The organism is Pseudomonas sp. M5A4_2d (assembly GCF_053345295.1).
Map to the genome: position 1 here is coordinate 352201 of NZ_JBKEZW010000006.1, position 24439 is coordinate 376639.

Here is a 24439-nt window from a genome sequence, read left to right on the forward strand (position 1 = left end):
TTCTCAATAAGAAAAGGCCTTGGCTCAAAGACGAAAGGAGGCGTGGAACTTTAGGCTTAAACGAGAATGATTGTTATCTTTTGTTTGCAGAGCCAGTCATCACTTAACCACCACCTCGGCGGCATCAGCTTTTTTCGGCTTGAGCAGGCTGAAATCAATCAGGCCTTTTTTCTGGCCGATGTAGGGATCGCCAATCATCAGCGGACGCGCCTTGAAGCTGTCGCTGACCAGGCTTTTGCTGCGGTCCCACTCATCAAAACTCAACCCCGCCAAGTCAGCCCAGGTGTGAATCAGCTGTGAGCTGCTGGAGGCGCGCTGCAAGTCACCGGCGAAGCTCCAATCATGGGTTTCGCGCCATTTCGGTGAGGCGTAGGCCATGAACGGGATGGTGTACATCGGCGCAGTGGGTTTGCCCTCGTTACGGCCCAGGGTGCTATGGCCCGCCGAGTCGTAGACGTCTTCGCCATGGTCCGAGAAATAGAGCAGGAAGCCGTTGGGGTCGGTCTTGGCGTAATCCTTGATCAGGCTCGACACCACAAAGTCGTTGTACAGCACCGCGTTGTCGTAGCTGTTGTAGATCGGCAGTTGGGCGTCGCTGATGCCGGCCGGTACGCCCTGGCGATCGGTGAATTTTTCAAACGTCGGCGGGTAACGGTACTGATAGCTCATGTGAGTGCCCAGCAAATGCACCACGATGAATTTGCGCTCGGCGGGGTCGGCCATGGCCTTGGCGAACGGCGCCAGTACGTCGCCGTCGTACTGGCGGGCGTTCTGGTTGCGGTTGTTATTGAGGTACACCTGCTCGTCGGCCTGTTCGGAAAAGGTCGTGAGCATGGTGTTGCGCTTGGTCATGGTCTGCTGGTTGGTGATCCAGTAGGTCTTGTAGCCGGCCTGTTTCATCACGCTGACAATCGACGGCGTCTTGAGGTACAGGTCCGGGTTCTCTTCATCAGCGAACGTCAGCACTTGTTGAAGCGCTTCAATGGTGTAGGGGCGTGGGGTGATGACGTTGTTGAACACCGCCAGTTGGTCGCGCAGCTTGTCCAGTTCCGGTGTGGTGTTGCGCGGGTAGCCATAAAGGCTCATGCGCTGGCGGTTGGTGGATTCACCGATCACCAGCACCAGCGTTGACGGTTGGCCGGCCATGGTGTCCTTGAGGTTCTTCAAGGGGGGGATCTTGCTGGCGCTGGTCAGCATGCCTTGCATGCTATTGAGCTGTTCGGTGTAGCGGCGGTAGGCGACGATCATCTGCCATGGCACGGCGGGCTCGACACGGGATTCGAAGCCGTCGATGGCCAGTTCCATGGTCGGGTTGGTCGCAATCTGTTTCACCAATGGGTAACCGACAACCGCCAGCACAATGGCGGTCGCCGCCAGAATCGATTGGCCTCGCGGCAGGTAAACCGGGCGCAGGCGCGTCCACAGGAAAACAGCCATGGCGGTATGGGCGAGAAACGCCAGCACAATCCACCAGGCGAAGTATTGGGTCGCGTATTCACCCGCTTCAGAGATGTTCGACTCGAACATGATGAAGATGACGCTTTGGGAGAATTCCTGCTGGTAGATGAAGAAATAACCCAGGCTGGCCATGGAGCAGGCCCACAGCACGATGCCGATCAAGGCGGCAAGCAGGCGCGTACGGCGCGGGAACAGCAGCATTGGCGCGAGCCAGAACGCACTCAGGAAGAAGGCTTGACGAAAACCGCTGAAACCGGAGGTGCCGGTCAGCTGGATCAGGAGTTGGGTAATACCCGAGAAATACCAGAAAAACAGAAACAGCCAGCCGAGACCGGCCCAATCAAAGCCTTTCGCAGACGTGGTGCTGCGTTTGAACATCGCCATCCAGTAATCCAACCCGATAATTTTTGCAGTTGACGCGCAAGGACGCACGCAACAGAGGCCACCCATGCATGGGGTGGCCCTTCTCCGCGGGAGTATCGAGAGGGGTATGTGAAAACTTTGTGAGAATTTTGTGGGCGTTATCTTACATTCTGTTCAGCAGCGGTTCAGCAAAGGGCTGATCGTGCGGCTGAAGTCTGATCCAACTGGGCTTGAAGGTGTGAGCGCAGGCGCAGGACTTCCTGCTGCAGTTGATCGCGCTCTTCTTTCAATTGGCGCAATTCATCGCGACGGACGCTGACGTAAAGGGTCTGTGGCGGGCGGGTCATCTGTGCTGTGCTCATTGCTTACCTCGCAAATAGCCGGTAGATCGCGGTGCCGGAACGCATGAGTCGAGGTTCTCGGCAACAGTCGTAGCAATTCTGAATTCTTTTTTGAGCCAATGGAACTTTTTTATTTTTGGTGGTCGCTGTGACTTTTGGGGCGGTGATGCTGAAACGATGGCATTTTTTTGTCATGAAACTACACGGATCCGCTCTGGACTAACCCTCAATAGCCTCATTGCGCTATAAACTATGTCACACATTTATTTAGTAGTTAGGAGCATCAGCACATGCAACTGGGGATTATCGGACTAGGCCGCATGGGCGGTAACATTGCGCGGCGCCTGATGCTCAATGGGCATACCACCGTTGTATACGACCGTAACGAAGCATTCGTCAAAGGCTTGAGCGAGGAGGGCGCCACCGGCGTTGCCGACTTGAAGGCGTTGGTAGCCGGGCTGCAAAAGCCGCGCGCCGTGTGGGTGATGTTGCCGGCAGGCGCCCCCACCGAAGACACTATTAATCAATTGAGCGAGCTGCTTGAAGACGGTGATGTGATCATCGACGGCGGCAATACCATGTACAAAGACGACATCCGTCGCGCTAGAGCCTTGTCGGAAAAAGGTCTGCATTACGTCGACGTTGGCACCTCCGGTGGCGTCTGGGGGCTGGAGCGCGGCTATTGCATGATGATCGGTGGTGACGCCGAAACCGTGCAGCGCCTCGACCCGATCTTCGCCAGCCTGGCACCGGGCCTGGGCAACATTCCTCGCACCAAGGACCGTTCAGCCTCTGCCGACAGCCGCGCCGAGCATGGTTACATTCATGCCGGCCCAGCCGGTTCCGGGCACTTTGTGAAGATGATTCACAACGGCATTGAGTACGGGATGATGCAGGCTTTTGCCGAAGGTTTTGACATCCTCAAGACTAAAAACTCGGACAACCTGCCGGAGCACGAGCGCTTCGACCTCAACGTTGCCGACATCGCCGAAGTGTGGCGCCGTGGCAGCGTGGTGTCGTCCTGGCTGCTGGACCTGACCGCTGACGCGCTGGCCACCGACCCGAAACTCGACGGTTACTCCGGCTCCGTGGCCGACAGTGGCGAAGGCCGCTGGACCATCGAAGCGGCCATGGAGCAAGCGGTGCCGGTACCGGTGCTGTCTACCTCGCTGTTCGCACGCTTCCGTTCCCGCCAGCAGAGCACCTACGGTGACAAAATGCTGTCTGCCATGCGCTTCGGCTTTGGCGGCCATGTGGAGACTTCCAAAAAATGACGGCTAACGGCAAGAAACTCAAGGCCGAACCTGCACCCCCAACCACACTGTTCCTGTTTGGCGCCCATGGCGATCTGGTCAAGCGCCTGCTCATGCCGGCGCTGTACAACCTGAGTCGCGACGGGCTGCTCGGTGACGGCCTGCGCATTGTCGGGGTTGATCACAACGCGATCAGCGACGCCGACTTTGCCAAGAAGCTCGAGGATTTCATTCGCACCGAGGCCGCGAGCAAGGTCAAGGGCAAGGGTGAAAATGCCCTTGACCCCGAGCTGTGGGCCCAGTTGGCCAAAGGCATCAGCTACGTCGAGGGCGATTTCCTCGACGACAGCACCTATGCCGACATCGGCAAGAAGATCGCCGACAGCGGCACTGGCAACGCGGTGTTTTACCTGGCCACTGCACCGCGCTTCTTCAGTGAAGTGGTGCAGCGCCTGGGCAGCGCCGGTCTGCTCCAGGAAACCGATGACGCCTTCCGTCGCGTGGTGATCGAAAAGCCTTTCGGCTCCGACCTGGCGACCGCCGAAGCGCTGAACGCCAGCCTGCTCAAGGTGATGAGCGAGAAGCAGATCTATCGCATCGACCATTACCTGGGCAAGGAAACGGTACAGAACATTTTGATCAGCCGTTTCTCCAACGTGCTGTTCGAAGCGTTCTGGAACAACCATTACATCGACCACGTGCAAATCACTGCGGCGGAAACCGTCGGTGTGGAAACCCGGGGTAATTTCTTCGAAAAAACCGGCACCCTGCGCGACATGGTACCCAACCACCTGTTCCAGTTGCTGGCGATGGTGGCCATGGAGCCGCCGGCGGCGTTCGGCGCCGATGCAGTGCGTGGTGAAAAGGCCAAGGTCATCGGCGCCATTCGCCCCTGGTCCCTGGAAGATGCCCGAGCCAACTCGGTACGCGGCCAGTACACCGCCGGTGAAATGGCTGGCAAGCCGCTCCCCGGTTACCGCGAAGAGGCCAATGTCGCGCCCGACAGCAGTACCGAGACGTTCGTTGCGCTCAAAGTCATGATCGACAACTGGCGCTGGGTCGGCGTGCCGTTTTACCTGCGAACCGGCAAGCGCATGAGCATTCGCGACACGGAAATCGTGATCTGTTTCAAGCACGCACCGTATGCGCAGTTCCGCGATACCGAAGTGGATGAGCTCAAGCCCACCTACCTGAAAATCCAGATCCAGCCTAACGAAGGCATGTGGTTCGACCTGTTGGCGAAAAAGCCTGGGCCGACCCTGGAAATGGCTAATATCGAGTTGGGTTTCGACTACAAGGACTTCTTCGAAATGCAGCCGTCGACCGGGTATGAAACCCTCATCTATGACTGCATGACCGGTGACCAGACCTTGTTCCAGCGCGCCGATAACATCGAAAATGGCTGGCGTGCGGTGCAGCCGTTCCTGGATGCCTGGAAGGAAGACGGTGGTATCCAGACCTACAAGGCCGGTGAAGATGGCCCGGAGGCTGCCGATGCCTTACTGGCCCGCGATGGCCGCACCTGGCATAGCCTCGGATGAGTGATGCAACGATTCATCCCATCCGTTTTATCCTCAGTGATGTGGACGGCACGTTGCTGCATCCGGACCACAGCCTGAGCCAGCGCACGGCCGATGCGATTCGCGCCTTGCGCGACGCCGGGGTGTTTTTCAGCCTGGCCAGTGGGCGGCCGCCCAAGGCCATGCTGCACCTGATCGAGACCTTTGGCATTGATGTTCCGGTCGCTGGCTTTAATGGCGGTACGCTGATCAACCCGGATGGCAGCATCCTGGTTGCGCATCATTTGCCGACGGAAGCGGCGCTGGTGACCCTGGCGCTGTTTTCAGCGGAGCCGGACGTAGAGGTGTGGGTATTCGCCGACGGTGACTGGCTGCGCCGTGACCCTTCCGGGCCAATGGAGCAGCGTGAAGCCGATGGCCTGGGCTACGGGCCGGTGGTCGTGGATAGTTTTGAGCCGTACCTGGACCGCGTCGACAAGATTGTCGCCGCCAGCAACAACACACAGTTGCTGGTGACACTGGAAGCGCAGTTGCAGCCCAAGGTGCAAGGGCTGGCTCAGGTGTCACGCTCGCAGCCGGTGTACCTGGACGTAACGGCAATGCTCGCCAACAAGGGCGAAGCCTTGAAGACCCTGGCTGCGCACCTTGGCGTGCCCATGGAGCAGACGGCGGCCATCGGCGACGGCGGCAATGATCCGGCAATGTTTCAGGTTGCCGGCTTGTCGATTGCCATGGGGCAGGCGGAAGAGACCGTCAAGCGCCAGGCCAACGTGGTGACCGGCAGCAATGTAGACAATGGTGCTGCGGAAGCGATCGAACGGTTTATTCTCGCGGCACAGTAAACGTCCACTGCACTTCTACTGAACGTGCGCTCATTGTGTTGCAGTCATGCAATGAGCGCACGTTGCAGTATCGATTTACTTCGGCATTGCCCACGACTTTAACTGATGGCCGTTTTTGTCGAGTTCGGCTCGGGCCTGCAACAACAAATCTTCCAATTGCGCCGGGTCGCTATACGTGCTCGACGTCAGTTGTTTGCTGCCGATACGGGTATTGGTACGGTCGATGACGCTCAGGCTGAGAGCGCCATTGCCATCGTGCCAGGCCACGCACTGAAAGGGCTGGAAAGCACGGTCTGCGATCAAAAGAGCTTCGTTGATGCGGAGCGGGGCGTTCATGTGGGTCTTCTCTCTAAATGCCCAATCAAGTGAATGCCGTCGGTTGGGCGAGCCAGGCGGCGAGTTACTTGTACTGATGCACGATGGCGGGGTACGGGTCACATCTTAGAACAAGAAATTTCAACCTTTCGTGATTGACGTCATGTAAGCGACTGTTTTAACAGCCCAATGAACGTTTTCCAGCGCTGCAACTTTTTACCCGCAACAGCCGCGCAGTGGCTTTCTGCCAACACTTATAGCGAAACGGTACAAGAACAGCGTCAATACCTTGCTAGTGTTAGCGACAGGCCTCACAAACCTTTGTTTCTAAATAACTTTAACGATATTGGCGCCAAGGAATAGTCATGGTTGTTACACCTGTTCAGCGACGCCTGCTGGTGGTTGACCCCTGCGATGACTGTCACGGGCTATTGCCCGGCTTGCGCACTGCCGGGTGGGAGGTGGACAACTGTGCGTTGGGAGCCGTCGGCGATCGGTCGTGCGATGTGGGGCTGTTGCGATTACAGCCCTTTCACCTCGAGCGCCCCGAAGCGGTCAAGGAGCTGATCAGCCGCAGCGGCACCGAGTGGATTGCGGTACTCAGCCAGGATGTTTTGCGCCTGCAAAATGTCGGTGATTTCGTCTGTGAGTGGTTTTTCGACTTCCACACCTTGCCGTTTGATGTTGCACGCGTGCAGGTCACCCTCGGGCGTGCGTTCGGCATGGCGCGCCTGCGGGGCAAAGGCCACACGCTGATTGAGGCGCAGGAACACGAGTTGCTGGGTGACAGCCGACCCATCCGCGAGTTGCGCAAATTACTGGCCAAACTTGCGCCAACGGAGTCTCCCGTGTTGATTCGGGGGGACAGCGGCACCGGCAAAGAGTTGGTGGCCAAGACCCTGCATCGTCAATCCCAGCGCCATGCCAAGCCGTTTGTCGCAATCAACTGCGGCGCGATCCCCGAGCACCTCATCCAGTCCGAACTGTTCGGCCATGAAAAAGGTGCGTTCACCGGTGCTCACCAGCGTAAGGTCGGGCGCATTGAGGCGGCCCACGGCGGCACGCTGTTTCTCGATGAAATCGGTGATTTACCGATGGAGTTGCAAGCCAATCTGCTGCGCTTTCTCCAGGAGAAACAGATCGAGCGCGTTGGCGGCAGCCAGCCCATTGCGGTGGATGTGCGGGTGTTGGCAGCCACTCACGTTGATCTGGAAGCGGCGGTCGAGAAGGGCACGTTTCGAGAAGACTTGTATTACCGGCTCAATGTCCTGCAGGTGGTGACTGCGCCCCTGCGTGAGCGGCATGGCGACGTGGCCATGCTGGCCAATCACTTCTCGCGCTTCTACAGTCAGGAAACCGGGCGTCGAGCCCGCAGTTTCAGCGAGGAGGCCCTCGTCGCGATGGGGCAACACCCTTGGCCGGGCAATGTGCGCGAGCTGGCCAACCGTGTGCGCCGTGGCCTGGTGCTGGCCGAAGGGCGCCAGATCGAAGCCGTTGATCTGGGACTCCAGGACGAACAAGCAATCGTGCCGCCGATGGCTACACTGGAAGATTATAAACACCGCGCCGAACGTCAGGCGTTGTGTGATGTGCTCAACCGGCACAGCGACAACCTGAGCGTCGCGGCCCGCATGCTGGGCGTGTCCCGGCCGACGTTCTACCGGTTGCTGCACAAACACCAGATCCGCTAGGGCGGGTAAACCGAAAAGCCCCGCAACGACCCTTATCGTTGCGGGGCTTTTCCTTGCGTGCTTTAAAAGTAGTACGGGAATTTCAAGCTGAACGTGAAGTCCGGTGCATCATCCGTCATGCCGATTGACAGGTTCGGTACGATGGTGAGGTTTTCCGAAGCGGCAATGGTCATGCCCACGTTGAAATAACCAGCGTTGGCGTCGCTGGAAACCACCGATTGCCAGTCTTGACCGGTCTGCTTGATCTTGCTTTTGCGCTGCACCAGGTCCGACACGGAAAACGACATGCTCATTTTCTCGTTAAGCGCGAAGGCTACCCCTACGCCCAGTTGAAAGCTGTCGCCCAAGCTGATTTTACCGGGGACTTTCTGATTGACGTTGGGGCTGATATCGCCGAACGACTCCTCGAAGTTATGGGTATACGACAGCGAACCGAACAGCACCGCCGGATCGAAAGTTTTCACCAGGGAGATGCCTGGCGTCACCGACCACACACCGTTACCCGTCGGCAGGCTTTCCGGCACGGCAAGGTTATTGTTATTGGCTTGCTCGATCAGCTTGATGCCATAGGGCTCCTCGCCAGTGGGGGCCTTGACGCGCACCGATACCACGGCGTCCGGCAGGTTGGCACTCTCATCAAGGAATTTGTAGGCGACACCAAAGTTGACGTCACCGATGGTTGGGTTTCGAGTGACGGAGGCTTCCGACATTGCGTTGGCGTCGCCGTTGACACCTCCCGACTGATACGTCGATTCGCGGTAAACCACCGGCACGTTCAGGTCGAACTGCCAGCGGTTGTCCAGGTTGTAGCGCCCGGTCAGGTCCAGCGTCCAACTGTCGGATTTGATTCGGTCCAGGTTGATATTCCCGAGGAAGATCGAGTCCAGCGCCAAAAAGCCGTTGAGGGATAACTGCCGGGCGTCGTAGCGGGCATAGGTGACGCCGGTTTCAAAGCTGAATTTGCCGTTGCCGAAAAAGCCGCTGGCCTCGTTATAGAGGTTGCTGACACTTTGTGCCGGGGCCGAATCGTCCTTGAGGCTTTGCCCGTAGGAACTGCCGCCGCCCGCGCCACCCGAAGCCGCTGCGGCGCCCACTCCAGGCGTATGACCTGCCACGGTAGTGCCGCCTTTCTGAAAGTCGGCCGGGGATTTTGCCAAGCGTTTAGGGGCGGGCGTTGCAGGTTGGTCTTCTACTTGTCGTACACGTTGCTCCAGCACGGCCAGTGCTTTTTGCTGCACTTCATAGCGTTGCTTGAGCTCTAAAAGTTGCTGCTTCAAGGTTTCGATGTCGGCGTCCGGCGCGGCATACAGCATGGATGCCGGCAATAGCGTACTCAAACAAATCACGGTACGTAACGATATCGATCGATGCATGAAATAAGCCGTCCCTTTCTAATGCGTAAGTGCCGTGGCTCAGCGTAGTTCAATAACCGGAAGGGCGGAGGCCTTTGAGTTGATCGAGGTTAAGGTTCTGGTTGATGTTGTTTAAACCGTTGTTGCCCAGCACCACGTTGAGTTGGGTCATATTGTTTACAAAGTTGCTGTTGCCCTGAATAACCGTGCCTTGCAGGACGTTGCCACCGCCAATTTGCTGCACCACATTGCCCTGGTTGTTATTGGCCTGAAGTGCCATTTGCAGCCCGCCGTTATTCGCCGTTACCGTTACTTGCCCTGCAGCGGTGCCACCGCTGATGGGCTGGCCTGCCATCAGCGCTTGGCCTGACTGTACGTAGTTGGCGGGGGCCAAACCGTTTTGGGTGACGTTGATGTCCACGCCGTTGCTGGCGGTGTTGCCGTCGCCTGCTGCGCGTACGCTTTGCGTCACGCCCTGTCCCGTTCCGAGGCCGGAGCCTCCGATTACCGTGCCGGTGCCTTGAGGTTGCTTGACGATGCCGTTGCCATCATTGCCGGTGACTTGCACATAAAACTGAGGGGTGACGGTGGACGCGTTGACTTGCATATTGGCGCTGCCAGTAACGGTTGCACCGGCGGCGTTGGTCCAGGTGCTGCTCATGACGATACCAAAACTGATAATCCGTCCCGGCATCACATAGCGTCCGCGCAGCTCGGCCATTTCCGAGTCCTTGAGTTCGATCGGCTTGAACGCCGAGGAAGCATAAGCAGGTGCAGTGGCTGCCAGGCACATGACCGTCAGCCAACGGAGAGTGTTCATCGTTTGCTCCTGGAGCGTCCTGCTCCTTATTGCGCCTCTAAAAGAAGTCGCTCTGGATAAAACCGAAGTCCATCAGTTCACTGTCGCGTACCGGGCTGAACCCGTTCAGTTGGCTCCTGGCGGTCAGCGGGGTGGGCGGGGTCAGCAGGGCGTTGGTCTTGTCATAGCCCTCGCCGATGACGGCGAATACGATGCCATTCCAACCCTTGACGAAATCGTCCTTGGCGTAGCGCTTGTTGCCCAGCACGGGGTCGCCGATATAGGCCCAGTCTTTGTCGGCTCGCTGCAACACCACGAAGTGCTTGTAGCCGCGAATGTCCAACAACACCACGACCGGCACTTTTACGGTGATGAGTACCTCAGGTGTAATCCGGTAGCCCTTGGCGCGCATATGGATGCTTTCCAGGTAGCGCTTCATGTCGAGCATGGAGAAACCCTGGGTGCGCACCAGATTCTGGTCGGCGTTGACCAGCATGCCCTTGATGACGTGGTCTTCATCCACATCCATCCAATAGGCTTGGCGCAGGATGGTCGCCAGTGCGGCGGCGCCACAGCTGAAATCGGTTTTCTGTTCCACCAGGTTGGCGAACTTGCGTTCACGGATGCTCTCGACTTTCTTGTAGACCACCGCGCCATTGGGCATGACCACTGCCATTTGCGCTGCCCAGGTCGGGCCGGTGAGTGCTAGCAGCAGAAGGAGGGCTCCGAGGCGCATGATCGTATGACCTGTTGGACGCTGGAATAAAAAGGGCCCTGTTGCCAGGGCCCGATCTGGATCAGAAGCGAGTGACTGCTACGTTGTTCTGACCTTGGTTGCCGCTGCCCGACAGAACGTTGGAGTTCGATATCCCAGAACTGAAGTTCATCGAGTTGTTCACGCTGGCATTGTTGACCACGGGTTTGGTGCTCCAGCCGTGGCCGCTGCTCAGGTTGAGGGTCAGGTTGCCCGACACGTCCTGCACGCCGGTGACGGTTGCAGCGCCGCTGCTGCCATTGCCGGAGGCCAGTGCAACACTGCTGCTGCCTTGGTTGGAGGTGCCTGCTTCGGAGTTTAGTTGAATGATGCCCGAGGCATGGTTGCCGCTGTCGTTCAGAGAGGCATTGTTTTTAGTGGCGCTGTTGAGCACCTTGTTGCCGGTGTTCGACTGTGCGGCGCCGGCACTGGCGAACACGAAGTCTGCATCGCCGGAAACGATGGCCACATCGTTTTTGCCTTGGTTGTTGTCGCCGCTCAGCACGTTGCCGTTGGCCACGCCACTGATGTTGTTGTAGGAATCATTGGCTGACGCGTTGTTTTTGGTTTTTTCATTGGTGACCACGTTGCCGTGGTTGGTTTGACCATCCAGCGTGGTCGCGGAAGCGGTGGTAGGCGCTGGCTGTGGATGATGGTTGGGTTGACCCGCTTGAGCAGCAACAGCCATGAGCGCAGCGAGAGCGAAAGCCAGTGGTTTGAGAGCCATTGTAGTTTTCATGGTGTATCTCCTTGCTTCTAATTAGTTGGTTAAGTGTTGGTGCGGTCCAGCGATCGACTCAGCTCCATCAGTTGAGTCGTAAGTTCAGGGTGTTAGCCACTCGGTTCCCCACCCCGGCGCTCTGGTTGACCTGAACCACTCCACGGCTGCCGGTGAAGGCCTGGTCGCTGGTAACGACCTGGCGGCTGCCAGTGGTAGGGGTCAACCCTGAGTCGGTTGCAAGCGCAACGGTCTGTTGCGACATGACGCTGTCGTCGATGCTCTGCGGGCCAGCATTCACGCTGATGCGCACGGCATTGATCATCTGGTTCTGGGCCCCGGCGGACTGGTTGACACTCAGTGCACCGTTGCCATTGCTGAAAGAGTTGCCCTGGATCGCAGCGTTAGCGTTCAGGGAGCGGTCGGCCGCAGCGCCGCTGATTTTTTGTGTGACGGAAATGTTTGCCAGGGCGTTGTGGCCCACTGCAATGGCGAGGTTGTTACTCAACTGTTGCTGGTCGCCGGCTGCCTGGTTGGTCGAGACCACACCGTCGTATTGCTTGCCGGAGTTCGTGATGGTTGCGTTGTTGTTGCTGTCGGCCATCGCTGCTGTGCAACTGAGCGCCGCAAGGAGCATCCATAAGCCGTTCATTTCATTGCCCCCCCGACCATGCCACTGATGTTGTTCAAGGGGGCGAGACCGCTGGATATCGCACCATTGACCGTGCCGGAGATGCCGCCACCACTGGTGTGGCCGGCCGCGCTGCCGGCACCCAGGCCTGTACTGCTACCGAATGTGTTCAGGCCAGTAATGTCGCCATTGGGCATGATGCTGCGCGTCAGGCTTGAGCCAGTGCTGATACCCGCGATGTCGTTGTCGCTGAGTTCATTGCTGGCAGCGTGCAGGACTTGGGCTGATGGGTTGGCATTCACGGTGTTGGGGTAGGGGTCTTTACCGCGTGAGCGACCGATTGCATAAGGTTGGACCTGACGCTGGATCACAATCACACCGTCACCGTCCGCAAAAGCCGGAAGGCTTGCGCTGGCACTCAGTACACAGCTGATCAGCAGGAGGCTCAGTGAGCTCGGATTATGTGTGTCCACGGCAGTGTTCCTTATTCTTCGCGCTGACCCTAAACAGCGCTGTAAGGGAAAGAGCAGAACGCGTGCCGCTTTTTATTTGTTGTTGATATTCAGCGAGTTGTAATTAAACCGAGCCTCTGTGATGGCTGTGGTGTTTCACCGTTGAGACAGTGCCCGCGCGGCCGTCTATGCGCAGCCCCACGTCAAGGCTGTTTCAGCGGCGTAACAGTCGGCTTGACAAAACGATGAATCCGCTCGGGGCGGGCGATTCAGGGGAGGGAGGTGTTTCAAAAATGGACACTGTCGCGGCGAGCAGGCCCGCAGGTGCGTGCACAAGGCTTAGCCCTTGGGGGCTTTACGCGGGATGGCATTGAGTACGGGGTTGCCATCCTGGTTCTGCGTCAGATAAACCGGCAAAACCTTGGGCAGGGAAGGGACGAGGTTGTTGACTTCATTGATGTTGTAGATGCCGCCGATGCGAATGGCTCCGGTACTGGCGTCTGCCAGCATCACCGGTTTGTTCAGGTAGCGGTTGATCAGCGGCAACGCGTCGGTCAACGCCAGGTTGTCGAGCACCAGCTTGCCCTGGCGCCATGCCAGCCCTGCGTCATTGGGGTTGATGGCGGCGACCTGCGGGGCGGCGTCACCGTGGTGATAGCTGGCTTGCATGCCTGGGCTCAGTGCGACGCTGGCGTGGGCCTGGTCGCTGGAAATCTGCACCGAGCCTTCAAGCAACATCACCCGTACCTGGTCCTCATACTTCCAGACGTTGAATTGGGTGCCTGTGACCCGCACCTGTCCCTCGCCAGCCCGCACGATAAACGGGTGCTTGCTGTCATGGGCAACGTTGAAAAATGCTTCGCCCTTTTTCAAGGTGACCAGGCGTTGGTCCTTGTAGTTGCTGAACACCAGCTCGGTGCCCAGGTTCAACTCGACCTGGCTGCCATCGCCGAGCGTAACCTTGCGTTGGTCATTGGTGGCTTCGAAATGTTCATAGGCGCTGGGCAACCAACCCGCTTCCCAGCCGGTGAAGGCGGCAAGCGGCAAGGCGCCAAGGCAGACAGCGGCGGCCACCGCGTAAGTGCGCAAGCGGCGGCGTGGCGTGATCGGCAGCACAACAGGCGCCGGTTCGTGACGCGGCAGGTGATCGGCGACCTCCCAGATTTCCAGCATGGCCGCGTATTCGAAGGCGTGCAGTGGATGCGCATCGTGCCATTGCGCAAAAGCCTGACGCTCGCCCGCGGTGCAATCACTGGCATGCAGTCGCATGCACCAATGCGCGGCGGCGTCGGTGATGGCGTCATATTCGGCTTCTGAAAGGGGCTTGTCGCTCATGGGCTCATCCTGATTTCGCCCATTCTAACCTCTGGAGGCAGACGGCGAGAACCGCCGTCATGGCGATTGCATATCAATTGGAACTTATTCTCGTTTGTAAATATCAGAAAATACAGGACACGAGTCCGTCATCCCCCCAATGGAGATCGAAAATGCTCAAGAAAACCGTAGTCGCCCTGTGTGCAACCACCGCGCTGCTGAGTGCCGGCGCAGCCCTTGCCGATAAGCCAGGTGCCGGCTGGATTACCATCGAAAAAGCCATTGAGACCGCCAAGACCAAGGCCGCGTATGTCGAGGTCTATAGCGCTGAAGCCGATGACAAGGGCTACTGGGAAGTCAAAGGGCGCAAATCCGATGGCACCGTCTATGAAGCACGCATCGACGGCATGTCGGGCAACATTCTGCGTGACCAGAAAGACTGACGTGACCTGCGGGGGCTGCTCAGGCCCCCGGATCCAGAAGACGGCCCAGATGAGTCATCAGGTAGGTGACTGAGTCGGCGTTGGCCAGGATGGTGTCAATGCGTTTGTCGGGGTTACTCATGAACACCTGCCGAGCGTCGTCGAGGTTCTTCGCACCCGTGGCGTTAAGGACTATGCGTTTGACGTGACGGGTATCCGTTTCATACCCATAGTCTTCCCATGATGCCGTGACATCATCCCAGGTCTTGAACAGCATGGTTGCCGGCGTCAACGTGGACAGTGCAGTCCGACGTATATCCTCCAGGTCGGTCTTCAACTCTCGAGCACCGGGTCTGGCCGTATTCATCAGGTCAGGGAACGGTCGCATACTGTCAAGGTAGGCGATGTCGGCAGTCTTGGCCTTCAAGTGTGTCAACTCGTGTATCAGTACGCTGGCTCTGGCGTGGGCCGAGATATCGAAGGGTGAGTTCAGGCGATTCTGGTAAGCATCCAAATGCGGATCAAAGAACCGATCCAGCAGATACAGCTTACGGTCCTTGTCCCCGTCGAGCACAAAGGCGTAACTCACGGTCGGGTTCAAGCGGCTGGTCCCGCTGACAAAACGCTTGGAATCGGGGCCGGTCAAGCTCGGGTCGCTCAACTCCTCCAGCATCCCGTCGACTATCTTCTCGATCCTCTGCAACTGATCAGGGGTCAGGCTGATGACACCGAACATTTCACCCAAAAAGAGACCTACCCGGCTATTGGGGTCGAGCGATCTGGAAAACTGGGTGATGTTGCGCTTGCACGTGACGGCGTAGTAAGTCGCCACGTTCAACGCCTCATTGATGACTTGAGCTTTCCAGCTGGACAGCGCCGCAATGTCCCGGATGCCGGTCGCCTGGATATTGATGGCCTCCCGTTCGCCGCCGCGTGTTCTTATGCGCGACAGGACCTTGCCGAAGCGTGGGTTATGGCGGCTGAGGTCCAGCACCCATTGCCCCTTGGCATCACGGCCAACATAGGGGCCGCGCTGATCATTGGTTGCCAGGCGCCAGCGTTGGGCGGTTTTCTTGACTGAATACACCTTGCCGTCCAGCGGGACATAGTTTTTCAACGTCTTCTTGTCGCTATAAACATGGGTGACGCTGCTTTTTTCAAGGTCCTTCAAGGCGATATCGTGATCCTCGAAAGGCTGCAATCGAGTGCGTGAGGGGGCGGTGATGTCCAGCGTCGCCAGGCGGGTGGCGGTCGGCAGGGTTTCGTCTGTCAGGTCGGCCTCGGGCACCTCCTTTCCCGTGGGGGGCAGTTGTGCGGTGCCCTCAAGCTCACTGCGCAGAGAGGCCATTTGCGCCACGCCTCTGACAAAGTCCTTTAATGCGGCCCTCCATTGGTGCAATTGCAGGGCTTCGGCTGAACGCTTGAACAGCGTATAGCTGCGCCAAACCACCAGTGGGTACGCGAGTTTGCCCGCCATGAATTGCACTGCCGTGGGGATTTCTTTGCCCAACAGGCCGGTCACTCTGTCCCATAGCCCCTTGGCGCCTTTCTCGAACTGGCAGGCAAGCATCTTGAGCAGGATCTGCGTGTTGTCATCGAACAGGGAGTGAAGGGCGTTCGAGCTTATCGCGGTCGAGGCGAGGCGAAGGTCGGAGGGGCGATGATGGTTGTTTTGCAGCAAGTTGCGGTAAGTGGCCTGATGTGGGGGCGCCAGATGCATGATGACCCCGTCCTGAAGTGCTCCCGGCCTCTCCAGTTCATCCAGCAGCGCTCGCTCGTTCGCATATTCCTTGAATACATGGTTTTCGCTGTAGGGCGCATAAAGTACCAGGGGAGCCGCGCCTGCCGTTTCATCACCTATCAGGTACATGCCCAGTACCTTGACGGGGGTAGCGCCTTCGGTCGCCATCAACTCCAGCGGCCGAATCATGGCCGATGCACCTGGGAGCGACGCACGCGCCAGGGCGTCTGGCATGTCGAAAATTTGTTGAACGCTGCTCAGGGCTTGCGTGGAAAGTCGCTCTTGCAGCTTTTGCTCGTGGGCGTATTGCAACGATTGCCAAGGTAATTGCCGGCAAAACAAACGTCGGCGTTTGCGGCCTTCCTCGGTTTGACTGTTCAACCGGCTTTGCAGCAGCGTCTGGTAGGCGGTTTTCAGATCCAGCTGCCGGACCATCTGAATCACCGCAGTTGCGTCCAACGTGTCCGGCAAGGGGGCGGCGGTGCGTGAGCGTGGGCGAATGCTTTGGGCGTCCAGGTCAGGCCAGTGCTGCAGGGCAAAGTCGGTCAGGCTGTAGGTATGGATGTCGAGGGCCTGGTGAAGGGGGATCAGAATGTTGTCGGGGTTGAGGGGCTGGCCGGGAAAGCGTGCCGTGAGCAGCTTCTGCAGTTCTGTGAGGGCGTACGCACGCAAGGGCGTGATCCCGTGCAAGTAGTCTTCTTCTTCGGGGGCGCTGTTGTGGTACTGCTCAAGAAGCTCCGCCTGATGGATCTGGTCTTGTGTCGGCGCCATTCCCAGCCAGACCGGCAGGGCCTGCTGGTTGATCATACCGTCGGCCACCGCGATTGCCCGTGCAAGGTTGGTGGGCGGCGCCTCCTCCAGGACCCTATCCAGGCCGTCCTGGAACGCGCGGGCGGGCAATTTCAGGGTGAGCAGGTGGTCAACCCCGTCCATGACATAGTCGCTGTAGGTTTTGAGGCGATTATCCAGCACGTTATCGTCAACGCGTTGCAGGGGACCCAATCGATAAACCTGATGGGGCACTCGCTGGGAAATGGGCAGGTTTTCCAGCAGGCTCAAGCGTCTGATCGGGTGCTCAAGACGCGCTGTTGTCGCCTCGCGAAAGGCTTGAATCGAGGCAAAGGCCTCATGCCCGCGCCGTGGCGTCCAGAGCACGACCTGGCCGGAGAAATCCGGATCGATTCCGCCGCGTTCAGTCAGTAAAAACGTATTGGCAAGCGGCACGGATTTAACCGGCGAGCCGACATCCAGCGTCAAAGCGTAGGCATCCGGCAAAAAACCGTTGAGGCCATGTCGCGTCAAGCGCACAAGGCTGTCGGCCCTGAGTACGGTGTCGAGTATTTTCTGGCTGCGAGAGGGCAGGGTTTTACCCAATAGCCTCAGTTCGGCCTCGCTGCGTAACCCTAGCAGCAGCGAGTGGGCGTGTTTGTTGCTGAGGCTGCTGAGAAACAGGCGTGGGAGTTCGCGCATCTCGTGGCTGGCAAACACCTTCAAGCCTTCATCAATCACCTTGTTGAACGTGCTTACGGTGATGCTGGGCAACCGCAAGGCGACACGCGGGTCTAGCTTCTCGTAAAGACCGATCCCGGCGACGTTGGGAACGGGCCCGGTTTTAATGCTCAGACGCTCGATAAAGTGTTCAACCATGCTCAGGGAGGCGACTGGCGGGCGCACTTCACGTTCTTTGGCCTGCGTGTCGTAGGTGTTGATAAAGACTTCATCTGCCTTGAGATCCAGACGCTGTGATTGCAGTTGCGCGTCCAGGGCGTGGGCGACCATGCTGCGTAATGTCGGATGACTTTTGCGCTCGATGGTCAATGTCTTCTCGGCGGCCTTCAGGCGCTGAAGGTACAGCTTGGCGCGTTCTGCCTTTACCGTAGAGGGGCGGTCATTACCGCTGGTGGCGGGGTGGACGGTCCAGCGCCCACCGGTGTCCAGCGGCGCGAGGCGATCATCCAGCATGGTGCGTACATCCAGCGCGTAATCGAGCAGGGCGCTCAGGTTTACCTGGCCATCGCTGCGCCGGTAGAGTTCCAGTGCATGGTTCATATTGCTGATTTGCTTTCGCGCGATGTCTTCGATCATTCCAGAAAAAATGCCGCCCATCACCGGCTGGGTCGCGATGTTTATCTGGTCCAGACCGATAAACACGTTGCGCTCATCCAGTGACAGGAAATTGAGTAGCTCATCTTCGTGCCCCGCGGCCTTGAGCATGCTCAATAACGTCTCTTTCAGGTCATCCAGGTCTTTGACCACCTGTAATCCACGAGACTGCGTGTAAAGGTAAGCGTTGTTCTCGTGGATCATCAGGGTGCTCGCCAGCTCCACGTAGTGCTGGTAAGGCGCGTACACACGTACTTTTTCAACACTCAGGCGAGTGGCGTAGGTGCTGCGAGCGGCCTGGTCACTCAGGAACATTGCCTGGAGCATGTGACTTTCGTCGGCGCTGATGAGGTTGTTTTGGCGCTTGAGCAGGGTATCGACGCGAAACTTATCCGCCATGACCTGTGCGAAAAAATCCAGGCGTGAGGCGCCGTTGTCTGTGTCTTCGTTCCAGTAGGTCTGCAGCAGGCTGTCCAGCAGCTTCGACAGCATGCTGGAGGTCTGTTCGATTAAGCTCTCCCACTGTTGGCGATCTTGTTCCAACTGGCGCTGGTTGAAGGCGGTTGTGACATGTTTCGGGTTCAAGAACTCGCGGCTTTGCTCTTTTGGCCAGGCATGTCCTACATAAAACTGCAGGAGTACTTCGCTTAATGGCAGGGAATCCACCCAGCGTCGATTGGCGTCCCCGAGGTTTTGTATAAAACAGTTCACCCGCGTATCACGTTGATCCAGGCCCGGGAAATAAGACCGCGCCATGATGCCGAGCAGTGTGTCGAGCATGCTGGGCAACGTGGGAATGTTTTGCAGTTGCCCAAGCATGGCTTGCACGTTCGCCTGTTGGCAAACCTGCAGGGTTTGCTCCTGGTCTTCCATGACAGCGCCTTCGACGATCAGGGTGGTCAACGTGATGGGCGTGCCAACGGGCAATGCGTTGCGCTGGGCGATCGACAGGAACCTGATCAAGTCAACGCGCTGCTGCGCATCCGCCAACTGCGCGCTGACCGCGGCGAGTAGCGAGGCATGATCGTCTGAGACCTGAATGCCCGCATAAGGTGTGTAAAGCAGGGCCTTGCCACCGTCCGGGCTGGGGCTCATCACGAAAGCCCCAGCCATTGGAATCGCAGGCTGGCCGCTAACGTGGATCATCAGCTTTTCGACGCGCATGGGATGGTCGCGCAGTTGCGCATCCTGCCGGGCGGCATCGGTGGCGTAGTACAGCGTATGCAGCCAATCCAGGTCTTTGACTGTCAGCCCCAGCGCACGCTCGCGCTCGCTGGGTGTTTTTCTGCTGACGGGCAGCAGGAACTCGTCGAAAAAATACGCAGGGGTCGCGCGGATCATGGTCTGCCTCCAATGTGCATAGGAGTTGGCAGGGTAAATAGGCGCAGGCGGCGAGCAGGGGTAAATAATCAGCCCCGGTGCAAGTTGACAGCAGGCCGCGTGCGTGGTGTTTAATCAACGGCCTGAATGTTCATTCGTTGCCCCTTCCAATCATAAAAACGGAGCTTCAAATGTCTGCGCAGTCTCCGACAGTTGCCACGGCATCAACCTCAATCGGCTTCTCTGAGCTGGTGGCATTGCTACAACAGATTTTTATCAGGCATGGCACATCCCCGCAGGTGGCTGCCATCCTGGCGCACAACTGCGCCAGCGCCGAACGCGATGGTGCCCACAGTCATGGCATCTTCCGGGTTCCGGGATATCTCAGCACGCTGGCCAGCGGCTGGGTTGACGGCAAAGCCGTGCCGGTGGTCACGGACGTCGCGTCCGGTTGCGTGCGGGTAGACGCCTGCAACGGCTTCGCCCAACCGGCGTTGGCGGCGGCCCGTTCACAGCTGGTAGCCAAGGCCCGCAGCGCCGGCATTGCGTTGCTGGCTATTCACAACTCCCATCATTTCGCCGCGTTGTGGCCGGATGTCGAACCCTTCGCCGAAGAAGGGCTGGTGGCGCTGAGCGTGGTCAACAGCATGACCTGCGTAGTGCCGCATGGCGCCGATCGGCCCCTGTTCGGCACCAATCCCATTGCGTTTGCCGCACCCCGGGCAGACGGCGCGCCCATCGTGTTTGACCTGGCCACCAGCGCCATCGCCCACGGTGACGTGCAGATTGCCGCGCGCAAGGGCGAGCGCCTCGAGCCCGGTATGGGCGTCGACAGCCTGGGCCAGCCGACCCAGGACCCCAAGGCGATTCTTGAGGGCGGGGCGTTGTTGCCGTTTGGCGGCCACAAAGGCTCGGCGCTGTCGATGATGGTCGAGTTGTTGGCAGCGGCGCTCACCGGGGGCAACTTCTCATTTGAATTCAATTGGTCGGATCACCCGGGCGCGCGCACGCCGTGGACCGGACAGCTACTGATCCTGATCGACCCAAGCAAAACCGCCGGGCAACACTTTGCCGAGCGCAGCCAGGAGTTGGTGCGGCAGATGCATGCGGCGGGTTTGCGGCGGTTGCCGGGGGATCGGCGTCATCGCACACGGGCGAAGTCGCAGGAGACAGGTATTGTGATTGAGGCGAAGGACCTTCGGCAATTGCAGGAATTGGCCGAGGGTTAAAAGGGGCCGCTGCCTCAGGCAGCAGCCCCCGTTACTCAGTTGCGGCGACCGAGCAGCAGGCCGACCACCAGGCCAAAGCCTGCGGAAATCGCCACGGTCTGCCATGGATGACCACCGATGTAGGTTTCGGTGGCATCGACGACAGGCTTGCTGCGCTCGCGCACGTTGGACACCGAGTCCAGCGCTTGCTTGAGCTTGATGGCAACCTGCTCGCGCAAGGTTTCGCCTTCTTCGCCTATCAGGGACGCGCTGCTTTTGAGCAGTTTGTCCGATTCTTCGATCAGCGCCGTCAGTTCACTGAAAGCTTGATCCTTGATTTGGTCTTCGACAGCTTGGGCGGCAGTTTTGCGGGCCATTGTGTGACTCCTTGCAGGTAAATGTGACAGTGAACAATGGAGTATCGGGTTGCGGCAAAAGTTGCAGTTTTTTTGCCCGTAGCGTGTGCTCGAGCAAAATCCGAATCTGGAAGTTTCGACCTACAGTGTAAGATGTCACCTATTTGTGCAGCAGGTAATTCAACATGAGCTTCAATCTGGCCAACAGAACCCTCGCCGAACGCGCCGAGCTGGAAGATGAAAAGTCCCGCCTCTACGACCTGTGGCAAACCAACCTGGGCAAGGCCAAAGGTGAAGCGGCACGCTTGTTCGGCGAGCGCGCCAAGCGCAAGGGCAAGTGGGCTGAGTGGGTACGTGCGGAACTGGACGGCATGTCGCCACCGGAGTTTTCCAACATGGTACGTAGCGAAGTCAACAAGCTGATGGCTGCGGCTAAGTAAAGCACGCCACAATCGCCTCACGTACTTTAAGCAACACCGGATCAAGCTGGGCCTGGGTGCGCCAGCCCAGTTCCACCGGGTAGCGCGGTAACGCCAGCGGGCAGGGCAACACGCGCAAGCCGGTCATCTGCGCAATGGACTCGGCGGCATGCCCGGGAATCGTCGCCAGTGCCTGGCTACCCTTGAGCAAATACGGCAGCGCGGCAAAATGGCTGGTGGATGCGCACACCTGGCGGCTCAGCCCTTGCGCCGCCAAACCTTCGTCTGTAATCCCGATAAACCCTCCCGACGACACCAGCACATGCTCGCGCGTGACGAATTCTTCCAGGCTGATGCCGTGCTGGCCTGGCGTCAGGCTTTGCGGGTCTATCAGGCAGCGGTAATCACCGTCTCCCAGCACGTGCCGGCTCAGCCGGCGCTCGGCAAAGCCGCCGGCGGTAATCGCCAGGTCCAGGGTGCGGTCGAGCAGGGCGGCGGCGACGATTTGGCTATGGGTCTGGCGGAAAATCACCCGCAGTTTGGGCGCGCGTTGCGCTATTTCCTCCATTAGCCGGCGGCCGTGGGCGATTTCGAAGTCATCGGACAAACCCAGCACCACCGACCGTCCCTGGTAGTCGGGATGAGTCGGATGGGTCATCGCCAGGCTCTGCCGACAGCGGTCCAGTGCCTCGCTGATGACCGGCTTCAACTGATTGGCCCGCAGGGTCGGCGCCAAGCCACGGCCAGTGCGCACGAACAGCTGGTCGCCATATATTTCGCGTAAGCGCCGCAAACCGGCACTGATTGCCGACTGGGTGACGCCCAGGCGCAATGCCGCGCGGCTGGCGCTGGACTCGTCGTGCAGGGCTTCGAAGGTTTTCAGCAGGTTAAGGTCAACCTGCGCGATATTCATTTGGCTCATATCATTCAGCACTGAAGTGGGCTTTATTCATGATCCTGGCTGGCCGGAGAATGGGCAACCCCCCTTGTTCGGAGTGTTCGTCATGCCTATTTCTACCGTGGCCGCATTGCAAATCGGCGCCCTGCCGGGTGGCAAGGCGCAAACCCTGGCACAAATCCTGACCTATGAGGACGAAATACTGCGCAGTGGCGCGCAATTGGTGGTGATGCCGGAGGCCTTGCTCGGCGGCTATCCCAAGGGCGAAAGCTTTGGCACGCAGTTGGGTTATCGCCTGCCGGAAGGCCGCGAAGCCTTTGCGCGGTATTTTGCCAATGCCATCGACGTGCCGGGCATCGAGACCGAGGCCCTGGCCGGGTTGTCGGCACGTACCGGCGCGAGCCTGGTACTCGGTGTGATTGAGCGCAGTGGCAGTACGCTGTATTGCACCGTGCTGTATTTCGAGCCGTCGGGCGGCCTGGTCGCCAAGCACCGCAAGTTGATGCCCACCGGCACCGAACGGCTGATCTGGGGCAAGGGCGATGGCTCGACCTTGCCGGTGATCGACGCAGCGGTAGGCCGCATCGGCGGCGCAGTGTGCTGGGAAAACATGATGCCGTTACTGCGCACAGCGATGTACGCCAAGGGCGTGGAGGTGTGGTGCGCGCCGACCGTGGATGAGCGCGAGATGTGGCAGGTGAGCATGCGCCATATTGCCCATGAGGGTCGCTGCTTTGTGGTGAGTGCCTGTCAGGTGCAGGCTTCTCCCGAGGCGCTGGGGGTGAAGGTTGCCAACTGGCCATCAGACCGCGCATTGATCGCCGGCGGCAGTGTGATTGTCGGGCCGATGGGCGACATCCTGGCCGGGCCGCTGGTGGGAGAGACGGGGTTATTGATCGCGCAGATCAACACCGATGACCTGGTGCGGGCGCGGTATGACTATGACGTGGTGGGGCATTACGCGCGGCCGGATGTTTTTGAGCTGGTGGTGGATGAACGTGCCAAACCGGGCGTGCGCTACATCACTGACTAAAACCCGCTGGAACAATGTGGGCGCTGGCTTGCCTGCGATAGCGGTGTGTCAGTCAACACCTCTGCTGCTGACCCGGCACCATCGAAGGCAAGCCAGCCCCCACATTAAATTTCAGCGCTTGTGCAATTGTGATTCAAGCCATTCCTCGCGGGTCATCTCCCATAGCTCGCGCGGGAAAGTCCCTTCTACAAACTCCCCGTTATCCGTGCGGATCAACCGCATCCCCGTGCGCTCGGAAATCCGCCGTGACCCCAGGTTAGGCGCAGCCTTGGGCACGCGTAGCAGTGGGCGCTTGAGTGTGCCGAACCAGTATTCGGTCACCGCCGCACTGGCTTCGCTCATCAAGCCCTGGCCTTGCCATTGCGGGCCCAGCCAGAAGCCGCGGTTGTTGTCGTATTCGTCCATCAGGCTGATATTGCCGATCAGTTGCTCGGGCGCGCTGTTGAGGCGGATCGACCAGTGCCACTCCTCGCCACGGGCCATGGCGGGCAGGGCGTTCTGTTGCAGATAAGTGCGCGCGCCGTTGGCCGGGTAGGGCCAGGGCACCAGGGCATTGAGGTAGCGCACCACTTCCCAATGCGGGAATTGCTGCTGGATACCGTCCGCGTCGTCCAGGGTGAGCGGGCGCAGGATCAGTCGTTCAGTGAGCAATATCGGTTGCATGGCAGTTACCAGGTCGCCGTGTTCGGCAGGTCCAACGTACCGCGCTCCACGAAGCGCATGGTGCCGAATAGCCCACCGGCCAGTTTGCCACGCAGTACGTACGGCAAGTTGTTCAAGCTCTGGGTCTGGCTCAGCCCCAGCGTTTGACGCAACACCGAAAACGCCGAAACGCTGACCGGCACCATCAGCACGGTCTCGGAAAAGCGTGCAATGGTACCGGCTTGATCACTCACCCCCGACGCCAGCGGCCGACCATTCACGTCCAGGTCCAGGGCTACGCCGCTGTAGTCGATCGCCGTTTCATTGGGGTTTTGCACCCGCAGCTTAACGGCGAAGCGTACCTCCAGGTCCTGGCTTTGCAGCGGCTCGATGCCGACCACCGTAATGTTGACCGGGTCGCGGTTGGGGAACAGCGCGCAGGCGCTCAAGGTAAGCAGCAGCAGCGATAGAACCATGAGCTTGCGCATTAAAGA

23 protein-coding genes are annotated in these 24439 nt (G+C 58.9%); 8 read left to right on the forward strand and 15 right to left on the reverse strand.

Translation table 11 applies throughout. The annotated features are described in order from the left end of the window. Positions 1–99: 99 nt before the first annotated feature. Together ACLBW8_RS16795 and ACLBW8_RS16800 are read right to left on the reverse strand one after the other, a co-directional pair. Positions 100–1842, reverse strand: coding sequence for a phosphoethanolamine transferase CptA (locus ACLBW8_RS16795; protein ID WP_447805889.1), 1743 nt, complete (start codon positions 1840–1842; stop codon positions 100–102). A gap of 164 nt (positions 1843–2006) precedes the next feature. Next, on the reverse strand, positions 2007–2183 hold the full coding sequence (locus ACLBW8_RS16800) for a DUF6026 family protein (RefSeq protein ID WP_156526286.1): 177 nt from the start codon (positions 2181–2183) through the stop codon (positions 2007–2009). Positions 2184–2452: 269 nt separating this feature from the next. Here ACLBW8_RS16800 and gnd point away from each other — a divergent pair, with 269 nt between their 5' ends. Genes gnd through ACLBW8_RS16815 form a run of 3 tightly spaced genes read left to right on the forward strand, consistent with a single transcriptional unit; the run spans position 2453 to position 5777 of the window. Further along, a complete protein-coding gene (gene gnd, locus ACLBW8_RS16805; protein ID WP_262664981.1) occupies positions 2453–3436 on the forward strand; it encodes a phosphogluconate dehydrogenase (NAD(+)-dependent, decarboxylating) in 984 nt (327 codons plus the stop codon). Continuing rightward, positions 3433–4956 carry a glucose-6-phosphate dehydrogenase gene (zwf, locus tag ACLBW8_RS16810; RefSeq protein WP_447805890.1) on the forward strand — a complete coding sequence of 508 codons (1524 nt, stop codon included), beginning with the start codon at positions 3433–3435 and terminating at the stop codon, positions 4954–4956. The genes gnd and zwf overlap by 4 nt, the downstream gene beginning before the upstream one ends. Beyond that, positions 4953–5777, forward strand: a complete 825-nt coding sequence (locus ACLBW8_RS16815) for an HAD family hydrolase (RefSeq protein ID WP_447805891.1) — start codon at positions 4953–4955, stop codon at positions 5775–5777. Before zwf ends, ACLBW8_RS16815 begins: the two co-directional genes overlap by 4 nt. Positions 5778–5852: 75 nt before the next feature. Here ACLBW8_RS16815 and ACLBW8_RS16820 read toward each other — a convergent pair whose 3' ends face one another. After that, positions 5853–6113, reverse strand: coding sequence for a hypothetical protein (locus tag ACLBW8_RS16820; protein WP_064452723.1), 261 nt, complete (start codon positions 6111–6113; stop codon positions 5853–5855). 344 nt (positions 6114–6457) lie between these two features. On the opposite strand from ACLBW8_RS16820, the gene ACLBW8_RS16825 reads away from it, so the two are divergent. Further along, positions 6458–7783, forward strand: coding sequence for a sigma 54-interacting transcriptional regulator (locus ACLBW8_RS16825; RefSeq protein WP_447805892.1), 1326 nt, complete (start codon positions 6458–6460; stop codon positions 7781–7783). Positions 7784–7845: 62 nt separating this feature from the next. On the opposite strand, the gene ACLBW8_RS16830 is transcribed toward ACLBW8_RS16825, so the two are convergent. The 7 genes from ACLBW8_RS16830 to ACLBW8_RS16860 all read right to left on the reverse strand — a co-directional run bounded on the left by ACLBW8_RS16830 (position 7846) and on the right by ACLBW8_RS16860 (position 13824). Next, entirely contained in the window at positions 7846–9156 is a 1311-nt protein-coding gene (locus tag ACLBW8_RS16830; protein ID WP_447805893.1) for a hypothetical protein, read from the reverse strand. Positions 9157–9205: 49 nt separating this feature from the next. After that, positions 9206–9955, reverse strand: a complete 750-nt coding sequence (locus ACLBW8_RS16835) for a hypothetical protein (protein WP_064452720.1) — start codon at positions 9953–9955, stop codon at positions 9206–9208. Positions 9956–9992: 37 nt separating this feature from the next. Beyond that, positions 9993–10670, reverse strand: a complete 678-nt coding sequence (locus tag ACLBW8_RS16840; RefSeq protein ID WP_064452719.1) for a C39 family peptidase — start codon at positions 10668–10670, stop codon at positions 9993–9995. Between the two features lie 61 nt (positions 10671–10731). Beyond that, positions 10732–11427: a hypothetical protein gene (locus tag ACLBW8_RS16845; RefSeq protein ID WP_064452718.1), complete on the reverse strand. Its 696-nt coding sequence runs from the start codon at positions 11425–11427 to the stop codon at positions 10732–10734. 67 nt (positions 11428–11494) lie between these two features. After that, complete coding sequence (locus tag ACLBW8_RS16850) at positions 11495–12058, reverse strand: adhesin (RefSeq protein WP_447805894.1); 564 nt, start codon at positions 12056–12058, stop codon at positions 11495–11497. After that, a complete protein-coding gene (locus ACLBW8_RS16855; RefSeq protein WP_262664976.1) occupies positions 12055–12510 on the reverse strand; it encodes a hypothetical protein in 456 nt (151 codons plus the stop codon). The genes ACLBW8_RS16850 and ACLBW8_RS16855 overlap by 4 nt, the downstream gene beginning before the upstream one ends. A gap of 318 nt (positions 12511–12828) precedes the next feature. After that, positions 12829–13824 (reverse strand): FecR family protein, encoded by a 996-nt coding sequence (locus ACLBW8_RS16860; RefSeq protein ID WP_447805895.1) that lies wholly within the window; start codon positions 13822–13824, stop codon positions 12829–12831. Positions 13825–13976: 152 nt separating this feature from the next. Between ACLBW8_RS16860 and ACLBW8_RS16865 the strand changes: the two genes are divergently transcribed. Beyond that, positions 13977–14246: a PepSY domain-containing protein gene (locus ACLBW8_RS16865; RefSeq protein ID WP_064452714.1), complete on the forward strand. Its 270-nt coding sequence runs from the start codon at positions 13977–13979 to the stop codon at positions 14244–14246. Positions 14247–14265: 19 nt separating this feature from the next. Here ACLBW8_RS16865 and ACLBW8_RS16870 read toward each other — a convergent pair whose 3' ends face one another. Further along, positions 14266–19410 (reverse strand): dermonecrotic toxin domain-containing protein, encoded by a 5145-nt coding sequence (locus tag ACLBW8_RS16870; protein WP_447805896.1) that lies wholly within the window; start codon positions 19408–19410, stop codon positions 14266–14268. A 170-nt stretch (positions 19411–19580) separates the two neighbouring features. Here ACLBW8_RS16870 and ACLBW8_RS16875 point away from each other — a divergent pair, with 170 nt between their 5' ends. Beyond that, entirely contained in the window at positions 19581–20618 is a 1038-nt protein-coding gene (locus ACLBW8_RS16875; protein WP_447805897.1) for an Ldh family oxidoreductase, read from the forward strand. A 35-nt stretch (positions 20619–20653) separates the two neighbouring features. Here ACLBW8_RS16875 and ACLBW8_RS16880 read toward each other — a convergent pair whose 3' ends face one another. After that, complete coding sequence (locus tag ACLBW8_RS16880; protein WP_064452711.1) at positions 20654–20974, reverse strand: DUF883 family protein; 321 nt, start codon at positions 20972–20974, stop codon at positions 20654–20656. Positions 20975–21138: 164 nt separating this feature from the next. Here ACLBW8_RS16880 and ACLBW8_RS16885 point away from each other — a divergent pair, with 164 nt between their 5' ends. Next, the gene (locus ACLBW8_RS16885; protein WP_447805898.1) at positions 21139–21393 is read left to right on the forward strand and encodes a hypothetical protein; all 255 of its coding nucleotides are present in this window, start codon (positions 21139–21141) and stop codon (positions 21391–21393) included. Here ACLBW8_RS16885 and ACLBW8_RS16890 read toward each other — a convergent pair. After that, a complete protein-coding gene (locus ACLBW8_RS16890; protein ID WP_447805899.1) occupies positions 21386–22285 on the reverse strand; it encodes a LysR family transcriptional regulator in 900 nt (299 codons plus the stop codon). The two genes, ACLBW8_RS16885 and ACLBW8_RS16890, sit on opposite strands and share 8 nt — an antisense overlap. 91 nt (positions 22286–22376) lie before the next feature. Between ACLBW8_RS16890 and ACLBW8_RS16895 the strand changes: the two genes are divergently transcribed. Beyond that, a complete protein-coding gene (locus ACLBW8_RS16895; protein WP_447805900.1) occupies positions 22377–23303 on the forward strand; it encodes a carbon-nitrogen hydrolase family protein in 927 nt (308 codons plus the stop codon). Between the two features lie 111 nt (positions 23304–23414). On the opposite strand, the gene ACLBW8_RS16900 is transcribed toward ACLBW8_RS16895, so the two are convergent. Beyond that, positions 23415–23966 (reverse strand): GNAT family N-acetyltransferase, encoded by a 552-nt coding sequence (locus ACLBW8_RS16900; RefSeq protein ID WP_447805901.1) that lies wholly within the window; start codon positions 23964–23966, stop codon positions 23415–23417. A 5-nt stretch (positions 23967–23971) separates the two neighbouring features. Next, positions 23972–24433, reverse strand: coding sequence for an LEA type 2 family protein (locus ACLBW8_RS16905; protein WP_064452707.1), 462 nt, complete (start codon positions 24431–24433; stop codon positions 23972–23974). Between the last annotated feature and the right edge of the window lie 6 nt (positions 24434–24439).